This is a genomic window from Pseudoalteromonas sp. Z1A2 (assembly GCF_011378755.1).
GTDB lineage: Bacteria > Pseudomonadota > Gammaproteobacteria > Enterobacterales > Alteromonadaceae > Pseudoalteromonas > Pseudoalteromonas distincta.
The window spans coordinates 80,440-96,678 of the sequence record NZ_WTKX01000014.1 but is presented as its reverse complement, the minus strand read 5'-3'; the positions used below and the strand labels follow the sequence as shown (position 1 = coordinate 96,678).

The window sequence follows — 16,239 nt, the reverse complement described above, 5'->3', positions numbered from 1 at the left end:
ATACACTCTAACGCTTACCAACCACGTAGCCAATGCCACGTAAGGTTTTAATAAAATCACTAGGGAATTTTTTACGAAGATGATGAATATGCACCTCTATGGCATTAGAGCCAACTTCTTCACCCCATTGGTAAAGTTTGTTTTCGAGTTGTTGTTTTGATTGTACCCTTCCCTGATTTTCCATCAGCGCTTTTAAAAGCATGTATTCTCTTCGCGGTAGCGTAAGTGACTGCCCACTTAGTTTAACTGTATGAGCAGAGGTATCCATTACTACATCACCACAGCGCAATAAGCTTGACTGAGTTTGGTTAATGCGCCGGCTTGCTACACGTAATCGAGCAAATAACTCAGCAGGGTCAAACGGCTTTGCAAGGTAATCATCTGCCCCCATATCGAGCCCTTGGACTTTGTCGTCAATACTGCCGCGAGCAGTTAAAATAACCACAGGAATAACTTTTTTTTGCGCTTTAATATGCTTTAAAACTTGCGAGCCGTCGCCATCAGGCAATCCTAAATCGAGAATAACAAGCTCAATCTCACCACTAGAAAGGCACTCTAAGGCGTGCTTTACTGTGCCACTGTGCTCTACGCTGTAGCCCTCTTGGCGCAAAGAGCGAATAAGCCCTTGCGCCACTAAATGATCGTCCTCAACGAGTAATAAATGCATTATCTGTTTATCTTTTTAATTTTTTATCTACTTTTGCCAATAGCTGACTTATTGCTTGTTGACGATATTTATCTGCTTTTGCCCGAGTATCACGAATCCCAGCAGCTTGTGCTACAACTAGTCGCACTTTAGCTTGTTTATAATCGCCTTCGTCATACAAGTATTCACCGTATAAGTAATTAGTATCAATGCCTTCGAGATTAAAAGCGAGCGCTTGTTTAAATAATTTTTCAGCTTTGTCGTCATCACCAAAACCAATTGGCCAACCAGGTACTTTGCTATAAAGCGTTGCAAGGCTTGCGTAAGCTGAGCCATTTAATGCAGTGCCATCAATCGAGAGTGCATTTTCGAGTGACGCTTTTGCTTCTTTTGCTAAACCAAGTGCGCCCAAGCCCCCTTTTGCGCCAGCAAAACTAGCTAACACAATGCCATTCCAAATATGTGTTTGCGCTGAGCTTGGATAGTTTTTAACAAATAATGCGCTTTGCTCACTTAGTTGCGTAAACGCGTCTATTTGCGCATCGTCTTCAAGTTCGTAATTAGCAATTGCCCACTTTTGTTGAATATCGGTTAAGTCTTGCGCTTCATCTGCGTGTACTGCAGTTGCAAATACAGAGGTTAGTATTAAATAAAATGTGAGTGTAAATTTATACATAATTTTGCCCTTGTGTGTTTGTTAACTTAAAAAACGTTTAATTTTAGGAAGTTGCTTTGCAATAGCGTTATCAACAACGCTTGGAAATACGCCATTTATGCGTGCAAATAATTTTTCAGGGAAACCAATAAAGCGCCTTGTTTGGTTTGAACTTATAAGTGCTAATAACTCTTGAGCAACTAATTCTGGCGAGTCCATTTTATTGCCGAGCTCTTTATTCATTGCCCGCGCTTTACTGCTATTAATAGATGTATCTGTTGCTCTTGGTGCTAAATAGGTCACTTTAATGCCTGAGCCGTTAAGCTCACGAGAGAGCGCTTCTGTAAAGCCACGTAAACCGAATTTACTGGCGCAATAAAGCGTTTGAAACGGGTAGCCAATACTGCCAAACGATGATCCCACGTTAACAATAGTGCCTTTGGTATACGCTAACTGCCCTAAAAATAGCTGGCATAATTTAATAGGCACCGACAAATTAGTAATGAGCATATTATCTATTTGCTCATTACTTGTGTGCTCAAGGCTTTGCATTGTATTTATACCTGCGTTATTAATAAGTAATTTAACGCCGCCGAGTTGCTTGGCTTTTATTGCTAGGTTAATACGTGTTGTATCGTCGGTTAAATCGCCCGTAAATATTTCACTGTCTGGGCATGCACGGCTCAGTTTTTCAAGGGCTTGGGTATTTCGCCCTACAAGCAGTAACTTCCACCCTTTTGCATATAGGGCTTTAGCAATCGCTTGCCCTATTCCGCCTGTTGCACCAGTGAGCACACACAAAGAACTACTCATACCAATTTGCCTTGTACACGTGCTTTAAAAAATGGTTCGTCATCGAGTCCACGAAATATATCGCCGTATAAACGATAAAAGCGCTTTGCACCATGAATTATGGCTTGTTGATCCGTCTCGTCTGTTATTTGATTCATTAGGTTTTCAAAAAACTTTACATGCTCTATATCAAGCGCGCCGTGAGAGGTTAAATAACTAAATGCTTTTTTAGGTAAGCCCACAGCATTTGCAATGTTTGAAGCCGCGCCATCAGCAAGCGCTATAGAAGTGCCTTCAAGCACATGCACCATGCCAAAAAAGCTCAACGGATTTTTACGTGCAATGGAGTCGTACGCATACGACACCATCATTTCGGTAGCAAATTGCGGCTGACTACACCGTACTGTTTCTTTGTCAAAACCACATGCTGCAATGTCATTAAGTACCCACTCTTGATGACCAATCTCTTCTTCAATATATTCTGCGACGGCTTCGCGCAGCCATTCTTGATCGTCGGTTAATCGCGCACCAACCGACATCATTAATGGCACGGTGTGCTTAACATGGTGATACGCTTGCGCTAAAAACGAGGCGTATTCTTCAAGTGATGCTTCGCCTTTAAAAACACGCTGAATAATAGGCGCTGCAAGCAGATAGTTTTGCTCTTGTTTAGTTTGCTCTTTAAGGGTGTTAAAAAAATCACTCATTAATTACTTCTCCAAGTCGGTAAAATTGCTCAAACACAGCATGGTACTGCTTACTTATGGCATCTCGTTTTGGGCGATTATTTGTTGTTAATAATCCTTGTTGCACACTTAATGGGGCAGCTAAACGATGCCACTTTTGAATTCGTGCATAGTCGGGTAGTTGTTTATTAATTTCGTTAATGTACTGCGCTAACACTGGGTTACTTAGCTTTGTATCGGCGTAAATAATGGCACTGAGAAAAGGTCGCCCCTCACCAAACACAACGGCTTGTAAAATACCGCTTTGACTGAGTAATAGTGATTCAGGCCACTCGGCACTGATGTTACGACCCATGCTGGTAATAATTAGGTTTTTTAATCGGCCTTTAATAAATAAAGTATTTTGACGCTGCTCGACTAGATCGCCGGTTGCATACCACTGGTTTTTGTTGTGAGGTTGATGGTTTAAGTAACCTGAAAACAAATCGCCTTTTATAAAAAGCTGACCATTTTCAATTTTGGTTTGAATATGAGGTAACACAGAGCCTGCACTGTGGATGTTATCGTTTGTGGGTGTATTTAAACTAACTACAGATGCCGCCTCAGACAGCCCATAGCCTTGGTATACCGGTAAATTTAAGCTACGCGCTTTGGTTAATAGCATTTCGCTGACAAGCGCACCACCTACTGCAATAAACTGTAACGAACTAGGCGGTTGCCACCCATCTTCTGCAAAAGTAACTAAGCATGCTAATAGTTCAGGCACTAAAATAAGCGTATTTGGCTTAACTTTATCAATAGCAGCTATAAGCTGTGCGGGCTGTTTTAATGCAGTACCAACAAAGCCTAATTCATTTAACGGCATTAAATGCACTGTACCGCCACTTTTTAAAGGGGCATACACACCGGCTATATTTTCAAGCAATACAGCAAGTGGTAATAAACACAAATGAACAGGCTTTTTAATGTTAATTTTATCGCACAGAGATTGCGCTACCTGCATTTGGCTCTTTGCAGATAAACACACGCCTTTTGGTTGCCCGGTTGATCCTGATGTAAATGTTACTTTTTGAGTTTCTGGAAAATAACTGCCGGGGTTAGCTACAACGATTTCGTAAATATATAATGTGTAACACTCAAATAAAGTAATTGATGCAGTCGGATCCCCAAATAAAGGGTTTAGCGTGTCGCTCATAAATACATTAGCGCCGCATTGCGCTAGTACATATTGAGTTTGTTGTTCACTAAAAAAGTGAGCAATTGGCACAGCCACTTTATTCGAAACCGCAGTAGCGGCATCAATAACAAGCCAAGCTGGCGTATTATCGAGCTTATAAGCAATACATTTGCCGTTAAAGCTATATAGTATTTTTACTACTTTTTGTATTTGCTGGTTAAACTCATCACCGTTAATTTCAAGTGTTTGCTCTTTATTGTGGGCAATAATTAATGGCGATACTGAATGTGCATTATAGTAGTTCATACATTCACCAATGCATTTACCAAAGAATTGATATTTGAGTGATTTTGCTGCATCAAACTATAAAGCATTGGGGTATTTAATACTTGTTGGTGAGCTTGCTCTAAACTCACAACGCATACGGTAGGCTGATTAGCGTAGTAACTTCCCCAACTTAGCGGATGCTCAACAACAAAACTGTTTGCCACAGCAATTTCAGTGCAGTTAACGCCTAATAAGCGCAGCAGTGCACGCACTTTTTTAGTGGCGCAAAATACTAAATGTTTTGCTCCTACACTTTGCAGGGCTTCATTAACAACAATAAAATGCCCAAGCGTTGCTTTGCGATGTGTAGAGCATAGATTGCCAAGCTCAAATACTTTATTACGCTGTGTGTTCTCAGGTAAAAAATGCTCAATGGGCTGTGCTAAGTATTGCTCTATAAATAGAGGAGCTGTTGCTTGCCTTAAACCCAATGTGCATTGCCCTTCGTTTGTCGTGTATTGGCAAAGTAATGGCATAAAAGAGGTAAGCGTGGCGTTGTAAGCGACTAAAAACCCTTCTTTAACTGTGTTTTCTAACGCACTTCTATGCTCATCATTAATGCGAGCACTAACAAAGCGTGAGTTATTTTGAATATAAACGGGTGATGAAGGTAGGTGTGCTAATTGCATAAACATCGCTCATATAAAGTGTATGTTTGTAACTTAGCGAGCGAAACTTAAAGAAAACTTAAGAAACCTTAATTTAAATAAAAAAGCGCCTTAATTATTAAATTAAGACGCTTCAGGATGAAAACTGTTTAAAAGCTTAATAAGCTAAGCTATTAAAAATTATAAGCTATCGACATTTTAAATTGCGTAGGCGCCCCCGGATAAACCCACAAAGCGTTGTAACTACTTTGAGCATAGTCTTCATTAAAAATGTTATTAATACTCATATTTAGCTCTGTTTTATCTGTTAAATTTAATTGACCAAACAGGCCGACCAATTGGTAACTTGGTAGTCTAAAGCTCAAATCTGCGGCATCACCTAGGCGGCTGCTGGTATATTGGTAACTTGCACCAAATTCAAGCTCTTTACCCATTAATGCTGTTTGATGGCTAAGTGTAAGGTTTAGATTGTTTTTTGGTACATTTACCAGTGGGCTGCCTTTTTCTATTGGCACGCCCCAATCGGCATTAATAATGTCGTTTGCTGTGGTGGCATCTATATAGGCGTACGATAAGTTAAATGCTGTTGCATCGGTAATATAGGTATTTAAATCAAGCTCAAACCCTTTGCTATCAGCTTTACCAATGGGAGCCGAAAAACCAACGTTTACAGGATCTGCCACTAACATATTACTTTTAGAAGCATCAAAAAGTGCCACAGTACCGTTTACATCTAAGTATTCAAACTTAGCACCAACTTCAAACGAGTCGCTGTACTCAAAGCCAAACGGGTCGCCGTTTGCATCAGTACCGCTCAGTGGTAAAAAGCCTTCAGAGTAACTGCTGTAAAAGGTTATTGTATTATTTAGTTCGTACACTACACCAACGCGTGGGCTTATTTGGCTCTCAGAACTGGTTGAAAACACACCGCTGTTGGTTTCTAAAATATCTTGGTCTACGCCATCTAATCTAAGACCAAGTAAAAGTTTAAACTTATCAGTGATATCCATTTGATCTTGAATGTAAATACCGTAAGCGTTTTGCTCTTCATCATTTTCATAAAGTAGCGAAACAGCAGGACGTTCACCAGAATAATCAGGCTCAAAAATATCAATAGTATAAGTGCCATTACCGCCACGATAACGAGAAAGCGCTGTGCGCAAATCGTATTTATATGCATCAATACCTATTAATAAATGATGCGAAATGCCGGCTGTATCTAAACTTCCACTAACTTCAAACTTTACACTTAAATCTTCTACTTCGTAGTCGCGATAGCGCTGCTGGCGGGTAAGTGTGCGGCCATCGTCAAATAACGATTGGCGTGACGGTGCAAGTTCTGCATCTGACGAAAAACCCGTTAAGCTAGAGTCTCGATAATTTGCACCTACAACGAGTGACCATTCATCGTTAATATCGTGATTTAACGTAATTTGGTGGCCTCGAGAGTAAACCTGCGTGTCTCCATCGTTTGGGTTACCTAAATAGCGCGAGCTTGGTACGGTGTCAAAATCGTTATCGAGTACGACAACACCACGGTCGAATAGCTGAGCTAAATCTACGTATTCAAACTCATAAGTTACACTGGTCGATGCGTTTATTTGATGATAAATAGACGGCGTAATCACCTTTTTATTGGTGTATACCTCATCGCGGTAGCTGTCACTATCTTGCCATGCGCCATTTATTCTAAACGCGGTGGTATCGTTAATGCCTTGAGTATAATCGCCTTCAACGCGATTAAAACTGTCGCTGCCTAAGCTTAGTTTTAGCTCGCCTTGTGAATCAAACTGTGGCTTTTTAGTTACAATATTTACAGTACCGCCTGGCTCTGATCGCCCATAAAGTGCTGAACCTGGGCCCTTTAGTACTTCAATGTAATTAATGTTAGATACATCACGCGGGCCGCTAAAACCACGCCCACCGCTAAAGCCATTAACTAAATAGCCCGATGGCATGTTTTCGTTACCCGAAAGGCCACGAATAGAAAAGCTATCCCACAATGCACCGCTATTGTTTTTACGTGAAATACTAGCTGAAAAATCAAGCGCATCTTGTAGTTGAGTAATTCCTTTTTTATTAAGCTCAGCACTATTAATACTAACTATAGATTGTGGCATTTGCTTTTGAGGAATATCACCGCGATAAGCTTGTTTATAAGTGACAGATATTTTTTCGATTTCTTCTTTTTGATCTTGCGCAATACTGGGCGCACTAATTCCTAGGCAGGCTAAATAAATTAAAGAGTACTTCATGTGATTGATTAACTAAGCAAGTGTTATAATATAACAAAATTGTAGCATGTGTTACTTTATAACAAAACTTCTTTTTAAAAAATCACTGAGCGATTAATTAATGCACTAGCGACTGCCGTGTCATCACGTTAGTATAGTGTTCTACTTAAGTTACATAACGATAATTACATGAGCATAAAAACAAACGCGTTAATTTACTTTTTAGCTTTTTGCAGCGGTTTTTGCATTATGGGGATTGAACTTTTAGGAGGGAGAATTCTCGCCCCTTTTTTTGGTAGTAGCGTACATATTTGGGGCAGTATAATTACAGTATTTATGCTTAGTTTATCTTTTGGGTATTTACTTGGCGGTAAACTCAGCACTAAAAATGCATCACTTACCAAATATGGTTTAATATTTTTAATAGCCAGCATTATGGTGGTGCCTATTACATTATTTTCGCAGCCAATAATGGAATTTATATTTACCCATATTGAAGATAGCCGCTACGGCTCACTCTTAGCGTCAACTGCTTTATTTTTTATACCTACCGTTATTTTAGGCATGATCTCGCCCTACTCTGTGCGCTTACTAGTAACCGATAGAGATAAAAGCGGCCAAGTGGCTGGGCGTTTATACTTTGTAAGTACGCTTGGTAGTGCACTGGGTACTATAATTACCTCGTTTTACTTTGTACTCGCGTTTGACGTAAATACTATTATTAGCGCCTTTGCTCTAACGCTTGGGTTACTGGGTTTAGTCGCGATTGTAATTAATACCTTGGCTAATAATAAGGAGCTTGCTCATGCTTAAATATCTACTACTGCCGTTAATTGCATTTTCGGGTTTTGCGTGCAGTAAAGTTATCCACGAAGAGCGCTCGCTTTATCGCAATATTATTGTTGAAGAAACGAGCGACTTACGTTGCCTTAAATTTAATACTAAAAGTAGCCAAACAAGCCAAAGCTGTATGTATAAAAACAATCCCGACAAACTTGTTTTTAATTACACTAAACTTACTTTTGCGAGCCTTTTAGTAGCCGATAATCCTAAAAATGTACTTATTATAGGATTAGGAGGCGGTACGCTTTCTAACGTTATTCATGAGCTATACCCCACTGCAAAAATTCATAATGTTGAAATAGATCCCGCAGTAACTAAAGTTGCACGCGATTACTTTAACTTTATAGAAAACGATTTAGTGACATCAAGCGTGCAAGATGGCCGTATTTTTATAAAACGTGCCGCAATTAAAAAACAAAAGTACGATTGGATTATTTTGGATGCATTTAACGGCGACTATATTCCGGAGCATTTGCTTACTAAAGAGTTTTTTGAAGAAGTACAAAGCGTATTAGCCGAAGGCGGTGTTATAGCTGCAAATACGTTTTCAAGTAGTAAACTTTATCAGCATGAGTCGGCAACTTACCACGCTGTATTTGGCGACTTTATAAATGTAAGTCGCGAAAATCGTAGTAATCGTATTATTTTAGCGGGACTTAAATCAATGCCGAGCGAAGCGCAAATTAACACGCGTGTAAATGCTCTCGCCCCTAAATTAGTAAAATACGGTATAGACATAAAAGCGATTAGCCAATTTATGCAATTTACTAAAAACGACCAAGATTGGCCCGCAAATACAAAAGTACTTACCGATCAATACTCCCCTGCTAATTTACTTAACTTTTAAACTCCTGCTAAACCTCACCATTTCTACAAGTGAGGTTTAGCAAATATTTTACCATTTCCCACTCTTTCATATATTTACTTAGCAAGCTAAGTAATGATAAAATAGTTAGCTTGCTAACTATGTTGGGATGGCTATGCCTACACACAAACCTTTTCACGAAACACTCGATTTAACTGTTATCGGTAATATGGGCCGAGTTCATCGCTTATGCCGCGAAGCGGTAACCATTGCAGTTGAGCCTTTAGGGCTTACTCAATCGCGCTGGACTGCACTAATGCATATTAGTATGCGTGGTGAGGGACTAACACAACTTGAGCTTGCTAATAGCTTAGGGATAGAAATGCCTTCATTGACTCGTACGCTTAAGCAATTAGAGGAGCAATCGTTAATTGTTCGCCGTGTAGACAAACATGATAAGCGCAGTAAAAGACTCTATTTTACTGAGCAAAGTGATGCCATTTTACATTCATTGCAAGAGACTATTTCCGATATAAAAAATCAGTTATACAGCGGTTTATCTGTTGAGCAACTAGATGCGATTGCATTTGGTTTGATCAAAATAGAGCAAAACGCCCTTAAATGTATTCAAGTTAATAAGTAAGGCTAAAAATGACACCGGATCAAAAGTTTGCACGCTATGTAAGGTTTTCTCTCATAGGGTTTATCTTAGTATTTATTTACTATTTAGTGGCCGATATGGTTTTGCCTGTGACACCACAAGCACGTGTTTATCACCCTGTTGTGCAAATATCACCGCAAATTAGTGGCCGAGTCACTAGTGTGCAAGTTAGTAATAACCAATCAGTTAAAGCAGGCGATATATTATTTAGTATTGATGAAGGCCCATATAATTTAGCTAAAGAACAAGCTCAACTCGCCCTTGATGATGCCAAATTACAAAATAAACGCCTTGATACCAATGTTAAAGCGCTTGAGGCACAAATAAGTGCTGCAAACGCTAAACAGCATGAGCAAAAACTATTAAAAAGCAGAGGCGAAAAGCTCTATAAGCAAAAGTCTATATCGGAGCAAGAACTTGAAAGCATTCGTGCTAATTTTGAAGCGAGTAAAGCAAATGTTGCAGCCCTTGAAGCGCAGTTAGCTGAAGCGGTTTTAGCTAGAGGTGACTCAGGGAACAAAAACTTAGCCATGCGCCACGCTGCTAACCAGTTAGCGCAAGCTGAGCTAAATTTATCCTACACAAAAGTGCGCGCATTAAGTGACGGCGTAGTTGCTAACTTACAATTATTAAACGGCGCATACGCAGTTGCAGGCAGCCCGTTATTAGCTATTGTTGCTAAAAAGGCAGATTTAGTTGCCGACTTTAGAGAAAAGTCACTCACAAATATGAAGCAAGGCACCCAAGCGCGCGTAGTATTTGATAGCCGTCCAGGTGAAGTTTACGACGCAATACTTGAAACATTTGAAGCAGGCGTTAGCAGTGGTCAACTTAGTGCTAATGGTTTACTAAGTACAACAGAAACCAGTAATCGTTGGGTGCGTGATGCACAGCGTCAACGCATTCACTTAAAGCTCATTAATCATCAAGACTTAATAGCAAACATGCCTAGTGGCTCACGTGCAACAGTACAATTATTACCAGAATCAACAATTGGGCAATGGTTTGGCTCTGCACAAATCAGGTTTATTAGCTGGTTACACTACATTTATTAATGGAGGCTTTATGACTCAAATTGTTAGCCAAGGCCCACAATTAGACTCCAATGGCCTTCGCCAAGCACTGCGCATTGCAGGTGGGTGTACCCTTGGCTTTACTATTAGTGAATTAATGAACTGGCCCAATGGTATATTTTTTACCGTTTATCCTATGTTGATATTGGGCATGGTACCTACGTTAAGTCGTGGGCTTATAAATCAATTTATAGCATCTGCTGCATTTAGCGCACTTATAGTGCTGATAATGCAGGGATTATTTTCTCACTTACCAGTCGTTATGACATTGTTAGTGTTTGGTGTTTTCTGCTTTTTATTTCATAAAATGAGTAGCGGTAGTGCCTTTTTATTTGGCGCTTTAGGCGTGATCAGTCTTTCTATTCAGCTGCATTTTTCCAGCTATGTTGATCAAGGAAGCAGTATTTATCCATTAATTTTAACTAATGGTTTGGCTATATTTTTAACCGTTATTATTGGAGCATTAATGCATGGCCTATTTCCTGATGTAACCGCAAGGCCCGGGCGAGTAATGCCAGCTAAAGCAAAAGAAAGTATTCGCCATGAGGTATTGTTATGCTCAACCGTGGCTACGCTCTCTTTTGTTGTTTTTCAGGTTCTTGATTTACAAGACTCAATATCTGCGCAGGCAGCTTCTGTGCTTATTTTATTTTCGTTGTGCTGGAAAGCCGCAGGTATGGCCGGTTGGCAGCGAGCAATTGGAACGCTTATAGGCTGTAATGCAGCGTTACTATCGCAACTATTTTTGTATAGTCACTCTGATTTTTTACTTTTTCCGATGGCTATTTTATGGATACTTTCGTTTGTTTTTGCGCGCTTTCATATTTTAGGCGGAGGCATACCTGGCATTGGTTTTGGTGTATTGACTACATTTGGTATTTTGTTTGGAAATTCACTCGGGCCAGGCCAAGATCTTGTTTATAGTGCAATGTACCGGTTTAGTTCGGTATCTGTGGCTATAATCTTAAGCTTATGTGTTGTGTATGTTATGCACCATATACTTAATCGGTTTAGCGTAACTCGCCATCATACTTATGATTAGGTAAACCCTGTTTGTAAAACTAAAGGCTGCAATTGCAGCCTTTTTAATAAGCTTGGTTAAACTATTTTAATCATCTATATGAGCAATAATTTCGCTTTACATATTCACAGTTTTTAGTCTTTCCTGGTGATAATAAGCGTTAGCACACCCGCTATAATCCCCCAAAAAGCAGACCCCACTGAAAGTAATGTTAAGTTAGATGCAGTTACTAAAAAAGTGACTATTGCGGCCTCAGTATATTCAGTACTACTAAGGGCTTGCTGCAAACTATTAGCAATGGTGCCAAATAGCGCAATGCCCGCCAAAGCTAAAATAAGTGCCTGGGGTAAACTTGCTACCAAGCCAACTAATGTAGCTGCGCACAACGCCATTAAAATATAAAATACGCCAGACGCTATACTCGCCCAATAACGTTTATCATGATTTTTATCCGCTTCATCACTCATACAAATAGCTGCGGTAATCGCGGCTAAATTAATAGAGTAGGCTCCAAAAGGAGCGCTAAGCATATTTACAAAGCCAGTAACATTAAGAGATGCAGATATAGGCGCTTTATATTTATGTGCTTTTAAAACCGCAATACCCGGTAAATTTTGCGAAGTCATGGTAACTATGTAAAGTGGTAAACCTATGCTAATGCATGCTTGTAAGTTAAAAACGGGTTCAATATAAGCAAATTCGCTCATTTTCCAGTGCAGCGCGCTGGTATCAATATGGCCCATTTGCCAAGCGAGTAATACGCCTATAATAAGCACGCTTAACATAGCAAAGCGGGCAAAAAAGCGTTTACCAATAAAGTACATAACGACCATTAAACCAATTACTAAAGGCATGTCGTTCATAAAATTAAACACATCGATACCAAAGGTAACAAGCACGCCGGCCAACATGGCGCATGCAAGCTCACTTGGAATACGGTTCATTATTTTTTCAAACCAGCCCGTAACCCCCGACAAAAACACGAGCAATGCACTGAGCATAAACGCGCCAATAGCCTCATTTAAGTTATACCCTTGGGCACTTGAAATAAGTAATGCAGCTCCCGTGGTAGACCACGCAATTAAAACAGGTACTTTGTAATAGTACGATAAACCAATTGACGTTGTGCCCATCACTAAACCGAGCATTAAAATCCAACTAGCTACTAAATCGGGCGTACCACCAAGGGTTATCACTACCTGATAAATTAATGCAATAGAACTCGAAAAACCAATAATTACAGCCACAAGTCCTGCTGTAATTCGGTTAAGCAACTGATCAGACACCTTCATAAATTCCTCGTAATGCATTTATGCAGCTCACAACATACGTGCCCAATAATTACATTGCAATTAGCGATTGGTTTACAAAAGGTGAAATAAATTCACTTTTTATTTTTCATTGTAATTAACGTCAAAAAGTCACTTTTAACCATTGTATTTAACTAAACAAACAAGTACCTGTAACTGCGCCAAAGCCCGCGTGAACACTACTAAAAACCAATACTAAAAAGAGCAAAAAACACACCAAAAATAAATATCCTTATATTTTATAAGGAATTATAAAATTAAGAAATAATTCTTTTCGGTTACATTTATTATCTTGATCTAATCCATTTAATAATATAAAACGTAACAAATAGTTAACCAAAAATACTAAAAGAGAAACAAATGAAGAGTTCTGTCGTCTTACTAATTGCTATACCATTATCGGCATTTGCAGTTTATGGGCTATTTTTTAATGCAGATGAAACGGGCGAACCTATCGCGCCTGTTGCTATTGATTTTGTTCCTATTGATTTACAAAAAACGCGCAATACGCATCCCCCTGCACCTATTGATATGAGTAAAGATCCAATTACTGTTAAACCCATTGCTGCCCCTGACAACAACTTACCGTTTGAAGAATTTGATGCCGTAAATCGCCTATCAGACAAAGCAAAGCAAGTGCTTATAAATGCAAAAGTTTTACCGACTGACTTACATAACGAGGCCTATATTGAGTTTGATTTAAATTCTTTACAGGCGTTAGAAACTGGCGAAAACTTTGATTTAGCTATTCCGCAAACAGCCGAAACATTCACCGCAGAAGTGACTAATGTGGTTGAGTCTGAAAATGGCGATAAGAGCATATTTGGTAAAATAGTGGGTGTTGACGGCCGCATGCATAATACCGTTTTAACGGTAGGTAAAGATGCCGTATATGGCCAATTTACTGCACCTTCTGGCAACTATGTATTCGAAAGTAAAGGTAAGTACGGATGGATTGCAGCAAAACGCGATTTATATAAAAGCCACATAGAGCATGAAGTAACCGCACCAAAGCCCAAATCAGATAAAAGCATCGATATATTTGCACCAAAAATTGATGGCTAACCAAAAAGTATAAAAAGCAATTAAAGCCGCACTATAAGGCAGCTTTAGTGTGTCTGCTTTTTATGATCTCAACCAAGTTAAAAACAGTTCCAACCACAACAAGAGTAAGGAAATACAATAATGAAAAAAGTAATCACAACAACCGCACTGGCTGCGGCATTATGTGCAGCAAGTGTTGCGCAAGCAGAAACAATCGATATCGGTATTTTATATACCGACCAATCAGCTGCTGCAACTAGCAATATTGACACTAAAATAAATCAACTAATTGCTTTTAGTAATCAGGTATATAGCCAAAATGGCGTTGATATAACACTACGCTTAGCTGGCAAACAAAACTTAGGTGACTACGCAGTAACGCCGTCTGAGGATTGGTTAGATTCGGTTACAAATAGCAGCTACGTAGATGGTTTACGCAGCGATTGGAAAGCCGACATGATCGCCGTATTAGGTACTGGCCAAAGTGCTGGCAATGGGCTTATTTCATGTGGTTTAGCGTGGGTTGGCCAAGGCACTAATGGCAATCTATATAGCTCAATGAGCAGCCGTATGTACTCAATCACTGCAATTGATTGTGGTGCAACTACATTTGTACACGAACTTGGTCATAACCAAGGTTTAGCGCATTCACGCAAACAAGGTGACACATCTGGCGGTGTATATGTAGATGGCATGGGTCATGGCGTACAAAATGAGTTTGCAAGTATTATGGCTTACCCGCACGTTTACGGTAGCGCAACTCAGTACGATTACTTCTCTAACCCTAACTGGAGCGTAAATGGTATTGCTTTTGGTATTACAAACCAAGCGTATGCAATTCGCACGGTTACTGCTACAAAAACAAGTATTGCTAACTTTAAATAAGTAGCGCATTAAAAAGTGGGCTAAATAGCCCACTTTAAAGTTTTAACATGTTCTTCTCTGCAGAGCGCTTACGCGCTCTTATAGATTAAGCTAATGCACAACCACTTTTTGCTTAATTGCCGGCATTAATGTTTTACCATTGCCATCTACTTTGTTTAACAATTTAAGCCCCATCACTTTTGCAAGTACTGGGTAAATATCAAGGTTACTCACTTCTTTAAGGCTTATACCTTGTTTAAATGCAGGGCCTACAGCAATAAATGATGCAGCCATATCCTCGGTATATGCATAACCGTGAGTCCCTAAATAGGTTGGTTTTTTACCATTGGAAAATACCGCTGGCGCTGTAGTTTGCACCACAATATCGCCTACACGGGTGCCTTTATTGTAATGGTACGCTGCTAACTGCTCGTCAGTTAATACTGTATAACGACCGTTTGCTGCTTTTTGTAAACGAGCTTTATAGCCGGCTATATCAGCATTTATTGCATCGGGTTGAGTGTATATGAGTAAACGTGGACCGGTGTTTTTAACTAAAAAGTTTTCATCTTGAGGCAGTGTGGTTACATCAATGCTTTTATCTGGATCTATACTCGCCATACCATGATCCGAGACAATAACTAAGTTTACCTCTTGCTCTAATTTACTTAAGCGAGTTTGTAATTGCCCCATTAATTCATCAAGCTGTTTAACTGCATCTCGCGTTTGTGGTGCGTCTGGTCCAAACTCATGGCCCATGCTATCAACTAGCGAAAAGTAACTCGCAATAAAACGCGGGCGCTGTGCTTTTGGTAAACTTAACCACTGAATAATTTGATCAACACGGCTTTGGTAATCGCTGTATTTAGAATAGTGATAAAAGTAATCTGGTGTCATGCCGTTAAATAATGCATCTGACTCAGGCCAAAAATAAGTAGCCGATTTAAGTCCCTGCATTTTTGCTAAATTCCAAAGCGGAATCCCCTTCACCCAAGTGCTATCGCCCAATGCTTTGCCCATGCTGTAACAGTCGTTTTTACGCGCTTTATCACAAAAGCTATTATCAACAATGCCATGGTTTACCGGCAATAAGCCCGTAATAATAGAAATATGGTTAGGAAACGTTTTAGTTGGATAAACAGGTATTAGTTTTTGTGCGCGAACACCGCGCTCGGCCATTGCTTTTAAATTTGGCGCACCGTGTTTTTCAATATAATCCCAACGCAGGCCATCAATTGATACAAGCACCACAGTTTGCTCTTTTGCAGCAAACGCGCTGTTCATTCCTAACATTAGGCAAATTGATACTGCCTTTAAAATCCACTGTTTCATTATAAACACCTATAAATGCACAACAATTACTCAAAAAATTATTTTAAAGCAAGTTGTTACTTTATGATACAAACTGATAGATTAAACCCTGTATATTAAAGACAAATGACTATGTGCTAAAAACTATGCCAGTCATCAATTGTAAAAAGGATAAGTATAAA

Annotated in this window: 16 protein-coding genes; 7 read left to right on the top strand and 9 right to left on the bottom strand. The window is 39.5% G+C overall.

Going from position 1 to position 16,239, the window contains the following annotated elements; all coding sequences use genetic code 11:
• Positions 1 to 7: 7 nt before the first annotated feature.
• The 7 genes from GQR47_RS11420 to GQR47_RS11390 all read right to left on the bottom strand — a co-directional run bounded on the left by GQR47_RS11420 (position 8) and on the right by GQR47_RS11390 (position 7,146).
• On the bottom strand, positions 8 to 667 hold the full coding sequence (locus GQR47_RS11420) for a response regulator transcription factor (RefSeq protein WP_024595841.1): 660 nt from the start codon (positions 665 to 667) through the stop codon (positions 8 to 10).
• A gap of 7 nt (positions 668 to 674) precedes the next feature.
• Positions 675 to 1,322 carry a hypothetical protein gene (locus GQR47_RS11415; protein ID WP_165723805.1) on the bottom strand — a complete coding sequence of 216 codons (648 nt, stop codon included), beginning with the start codon at positions 1,320 to 1,322 and terminating at the stop codon, positions 675 to 677.
• Between the two features lie 21 nt (positions 1,323 to 1,343).
• Positions 1,344 to 2,114, bottom strand: a complete 771-nt coding sequence (locus GQR47_RS11410; RefSeq protein ID WP_002959137.1) for an SDR family oxidoreductase — start codon at positions 2,112 to 2,114, stop codon at positions 1,344 to 1,346.
• Complete coding sequence (locus GQR47_RS11405; protein ID WP_165723804.1) at positions 2,111 to 2,800, bottom strand: iron-containing redox enzyme family protein; 690 nt, start codon at positions 2,798 to 2,800, stop codon at positions 2,111 to 2,113. The genes GQR47_RS11410 and GQR47_RS11405 overlap by 4 nt, the downstream gene beginning before the upstream one ends.
• A complete protein-coding gene (locus tag GQR47_RS11400; protein WP_165723803.1) occupies positions 2,793 to 4,262 on the bottom strand; it encodes an AMP-binding protein in 1,470 nt (489 codons plus the stop codon). The genes GQR47_RS11405 and GQR47_RS11400 overlap by 8 nt, the downstream gene beginning before the upstream one ends.
• Positions 4,259 to 4,912 (bottom strand): thermostable hemolysin, encoded by a 654-nt coding sequence (locus GQR47_RS11395; protein WP_007376652.1) that lies wholly within the window; start codon positions 4,910 to 4,912, stop codon positions 4,259 to 4,261. The genes GQR47_RS11400 and GQR47_RS11395 overlap by 4 nt, the downstream gene beginning before the upstream one ends.
• A gap of 152 nt (positions 4,913 to 5,064) precedes the next feature.
• On the bottom strand, positions 5,065 to 7,146 hold the full coding sequence (locus GQR47_RS11390) for a TonB-dependent siderophore receptor (protein WP_165723802.1): 2,082 nt from the start codon (positions 7,144 to 7,146) through the stop codon (positions 5,065 to 5,067).
• A gap of 168 nt (positions 7,147 to 7,314) precedes the next feature.
• On the opposite strand from GQR47_RS11390, the gene GQR47_RS11385 reads away from it, so the two are divergent.
• The 5 genes from GQR47_RS11385 to GQR47_RS11365 all read left to right on the top strand — a co-directional run bounded on the left by GQR47_RS11385 (position 7,315) and on the right by GQR47_RS11365 (position 11,549).
• Positions 7,315 to 7,938: a fused MFS/spermidine synthase gene (locus GQR47_RS11385; RefSeq protein ID WP_165723801.1), complete on the top strand. Its 624-nt coding sequence runs from the start codon at positions 7,315 to 7,317 to the stop codon at positions 7,936 to 7,938.
• The gene (locus GQR47_RS11380; RefSeq protein WP_165723800.1) at positions 7,931 to 8,815 is read left to right on the top strand and encodes a fused MFS/spermidine synthase; all 885 of its coding nucleotides are present in this window, start codon (positions 7,931 to 7,933) and stop codon (positions 8,813 to 8,815) included. The genes GQR47_RS11385 and GQR47_RS11380 overlap by 8 nt, the downstream gene beginning before the upstream one ends.
• Positions 8,816 to 8,948: 133 nt before the next feature.
• Positions 8,949 to 9,416, top strand: a complete 468-nt coding sequence (locus GQR47_RS11375) for a MarR family transcriptional regulator (protein WP_024595849.1) — start codon at positions 8,949 to 8,951, stop codon at positions 9,414 to 9,416.
• An 8-nt stretch (positions 9,417 to 9,424) separates the two neighbouring features.
• Complete coding sequence (locus tag GQR47_RS11370) at positions 9,425 to 10,489, top strand: HlyD family secretion protein (protein ID WP_165723799.1); 1,065 nt, start codon at positions 9,425 to 9,427, stop codon at positions 10,487 to 10,489.
• 10 nt (positions 10,490 to 10,499) lie between these two features.
• The gene (locus GQR47_RS11365) at positions 10,500 to 11,549 is read left to right on the top strand and encodes a DUF2955 domain-containing protein (protein ID WP_024595851.1); all 1,050 of its coding nucleotides are present in this window, start codon (positions 10,500 to 10,502) and stop codon (positions 11,547 to 11,549) included.
• A gap of 113 nt (positions 11,550 to 11,662) precedes the next feature.
• Here the strand turns inward: GQR47_RS11365 and GQR47_RS11360 are convergent, their stop codons facing one another.
• Positions 11,663 to 12,820: a benzoate/H(+) symporter BenE family transporter gene (locus tag GQR47_RS11360; protein WP_165723811.1), complete on the bottom strand. Its 1,158-nt coding sequence runs from the start codon at positions 12,818 to 12,820 to the stop codon at positions 11,663 to 11,665.
• Between the two features lie 378 nt (positions 12,821 to 13,198).
• On the opposite strand from GQR47_RS11360, the gene GQR47_RS11355 reads away from it, so the two are divergent.
• Both GQR47_RS11355 and GQR47_RS11350 read left to right on the top strand, forming a co-directional pair.
• Entirely contained in the window at positions 13,199 to 13,903 is a 705-nt protein-coding gene (locus GQR47_RS11355) for a hypothetical protein (protein WP_024595853.1), read from the top strand.
• A gap of 120 nt (positions 13,904 to 14,023) precedes the next feature.
• Positions 14,024 to 14,767, top strand: a complete 744-nt coding sequence (locus GQR47_RS11350; protein WP_002959157.1) for a zinc-dependent metalloprotease family protein — start codon at positions 14,024 to 14,026, stop codon at positions 14,765 to 14,767.
• A gap of 90 nt (positions 14,768 to 14,857) precedes the next feature.
• Here the strand turns inward: GQR47_RS11350 and GQR47_RS11345 are convergent, their stop codons facing one another.
• Complete coding sequence (locus GQR47_RS11345) at positions 14,858 to 16,078, bottom strand: ectonucleotide pyrophosphatase/phosphodiesterase (protein WP_165723798.1); 1,221 nt, start codon at positions 16,076 to 16,078, stop codon at positions 14,858 to 14,860.
• Positions 16,079 to 16,239 lie beyond the last annotated feature (161 nt).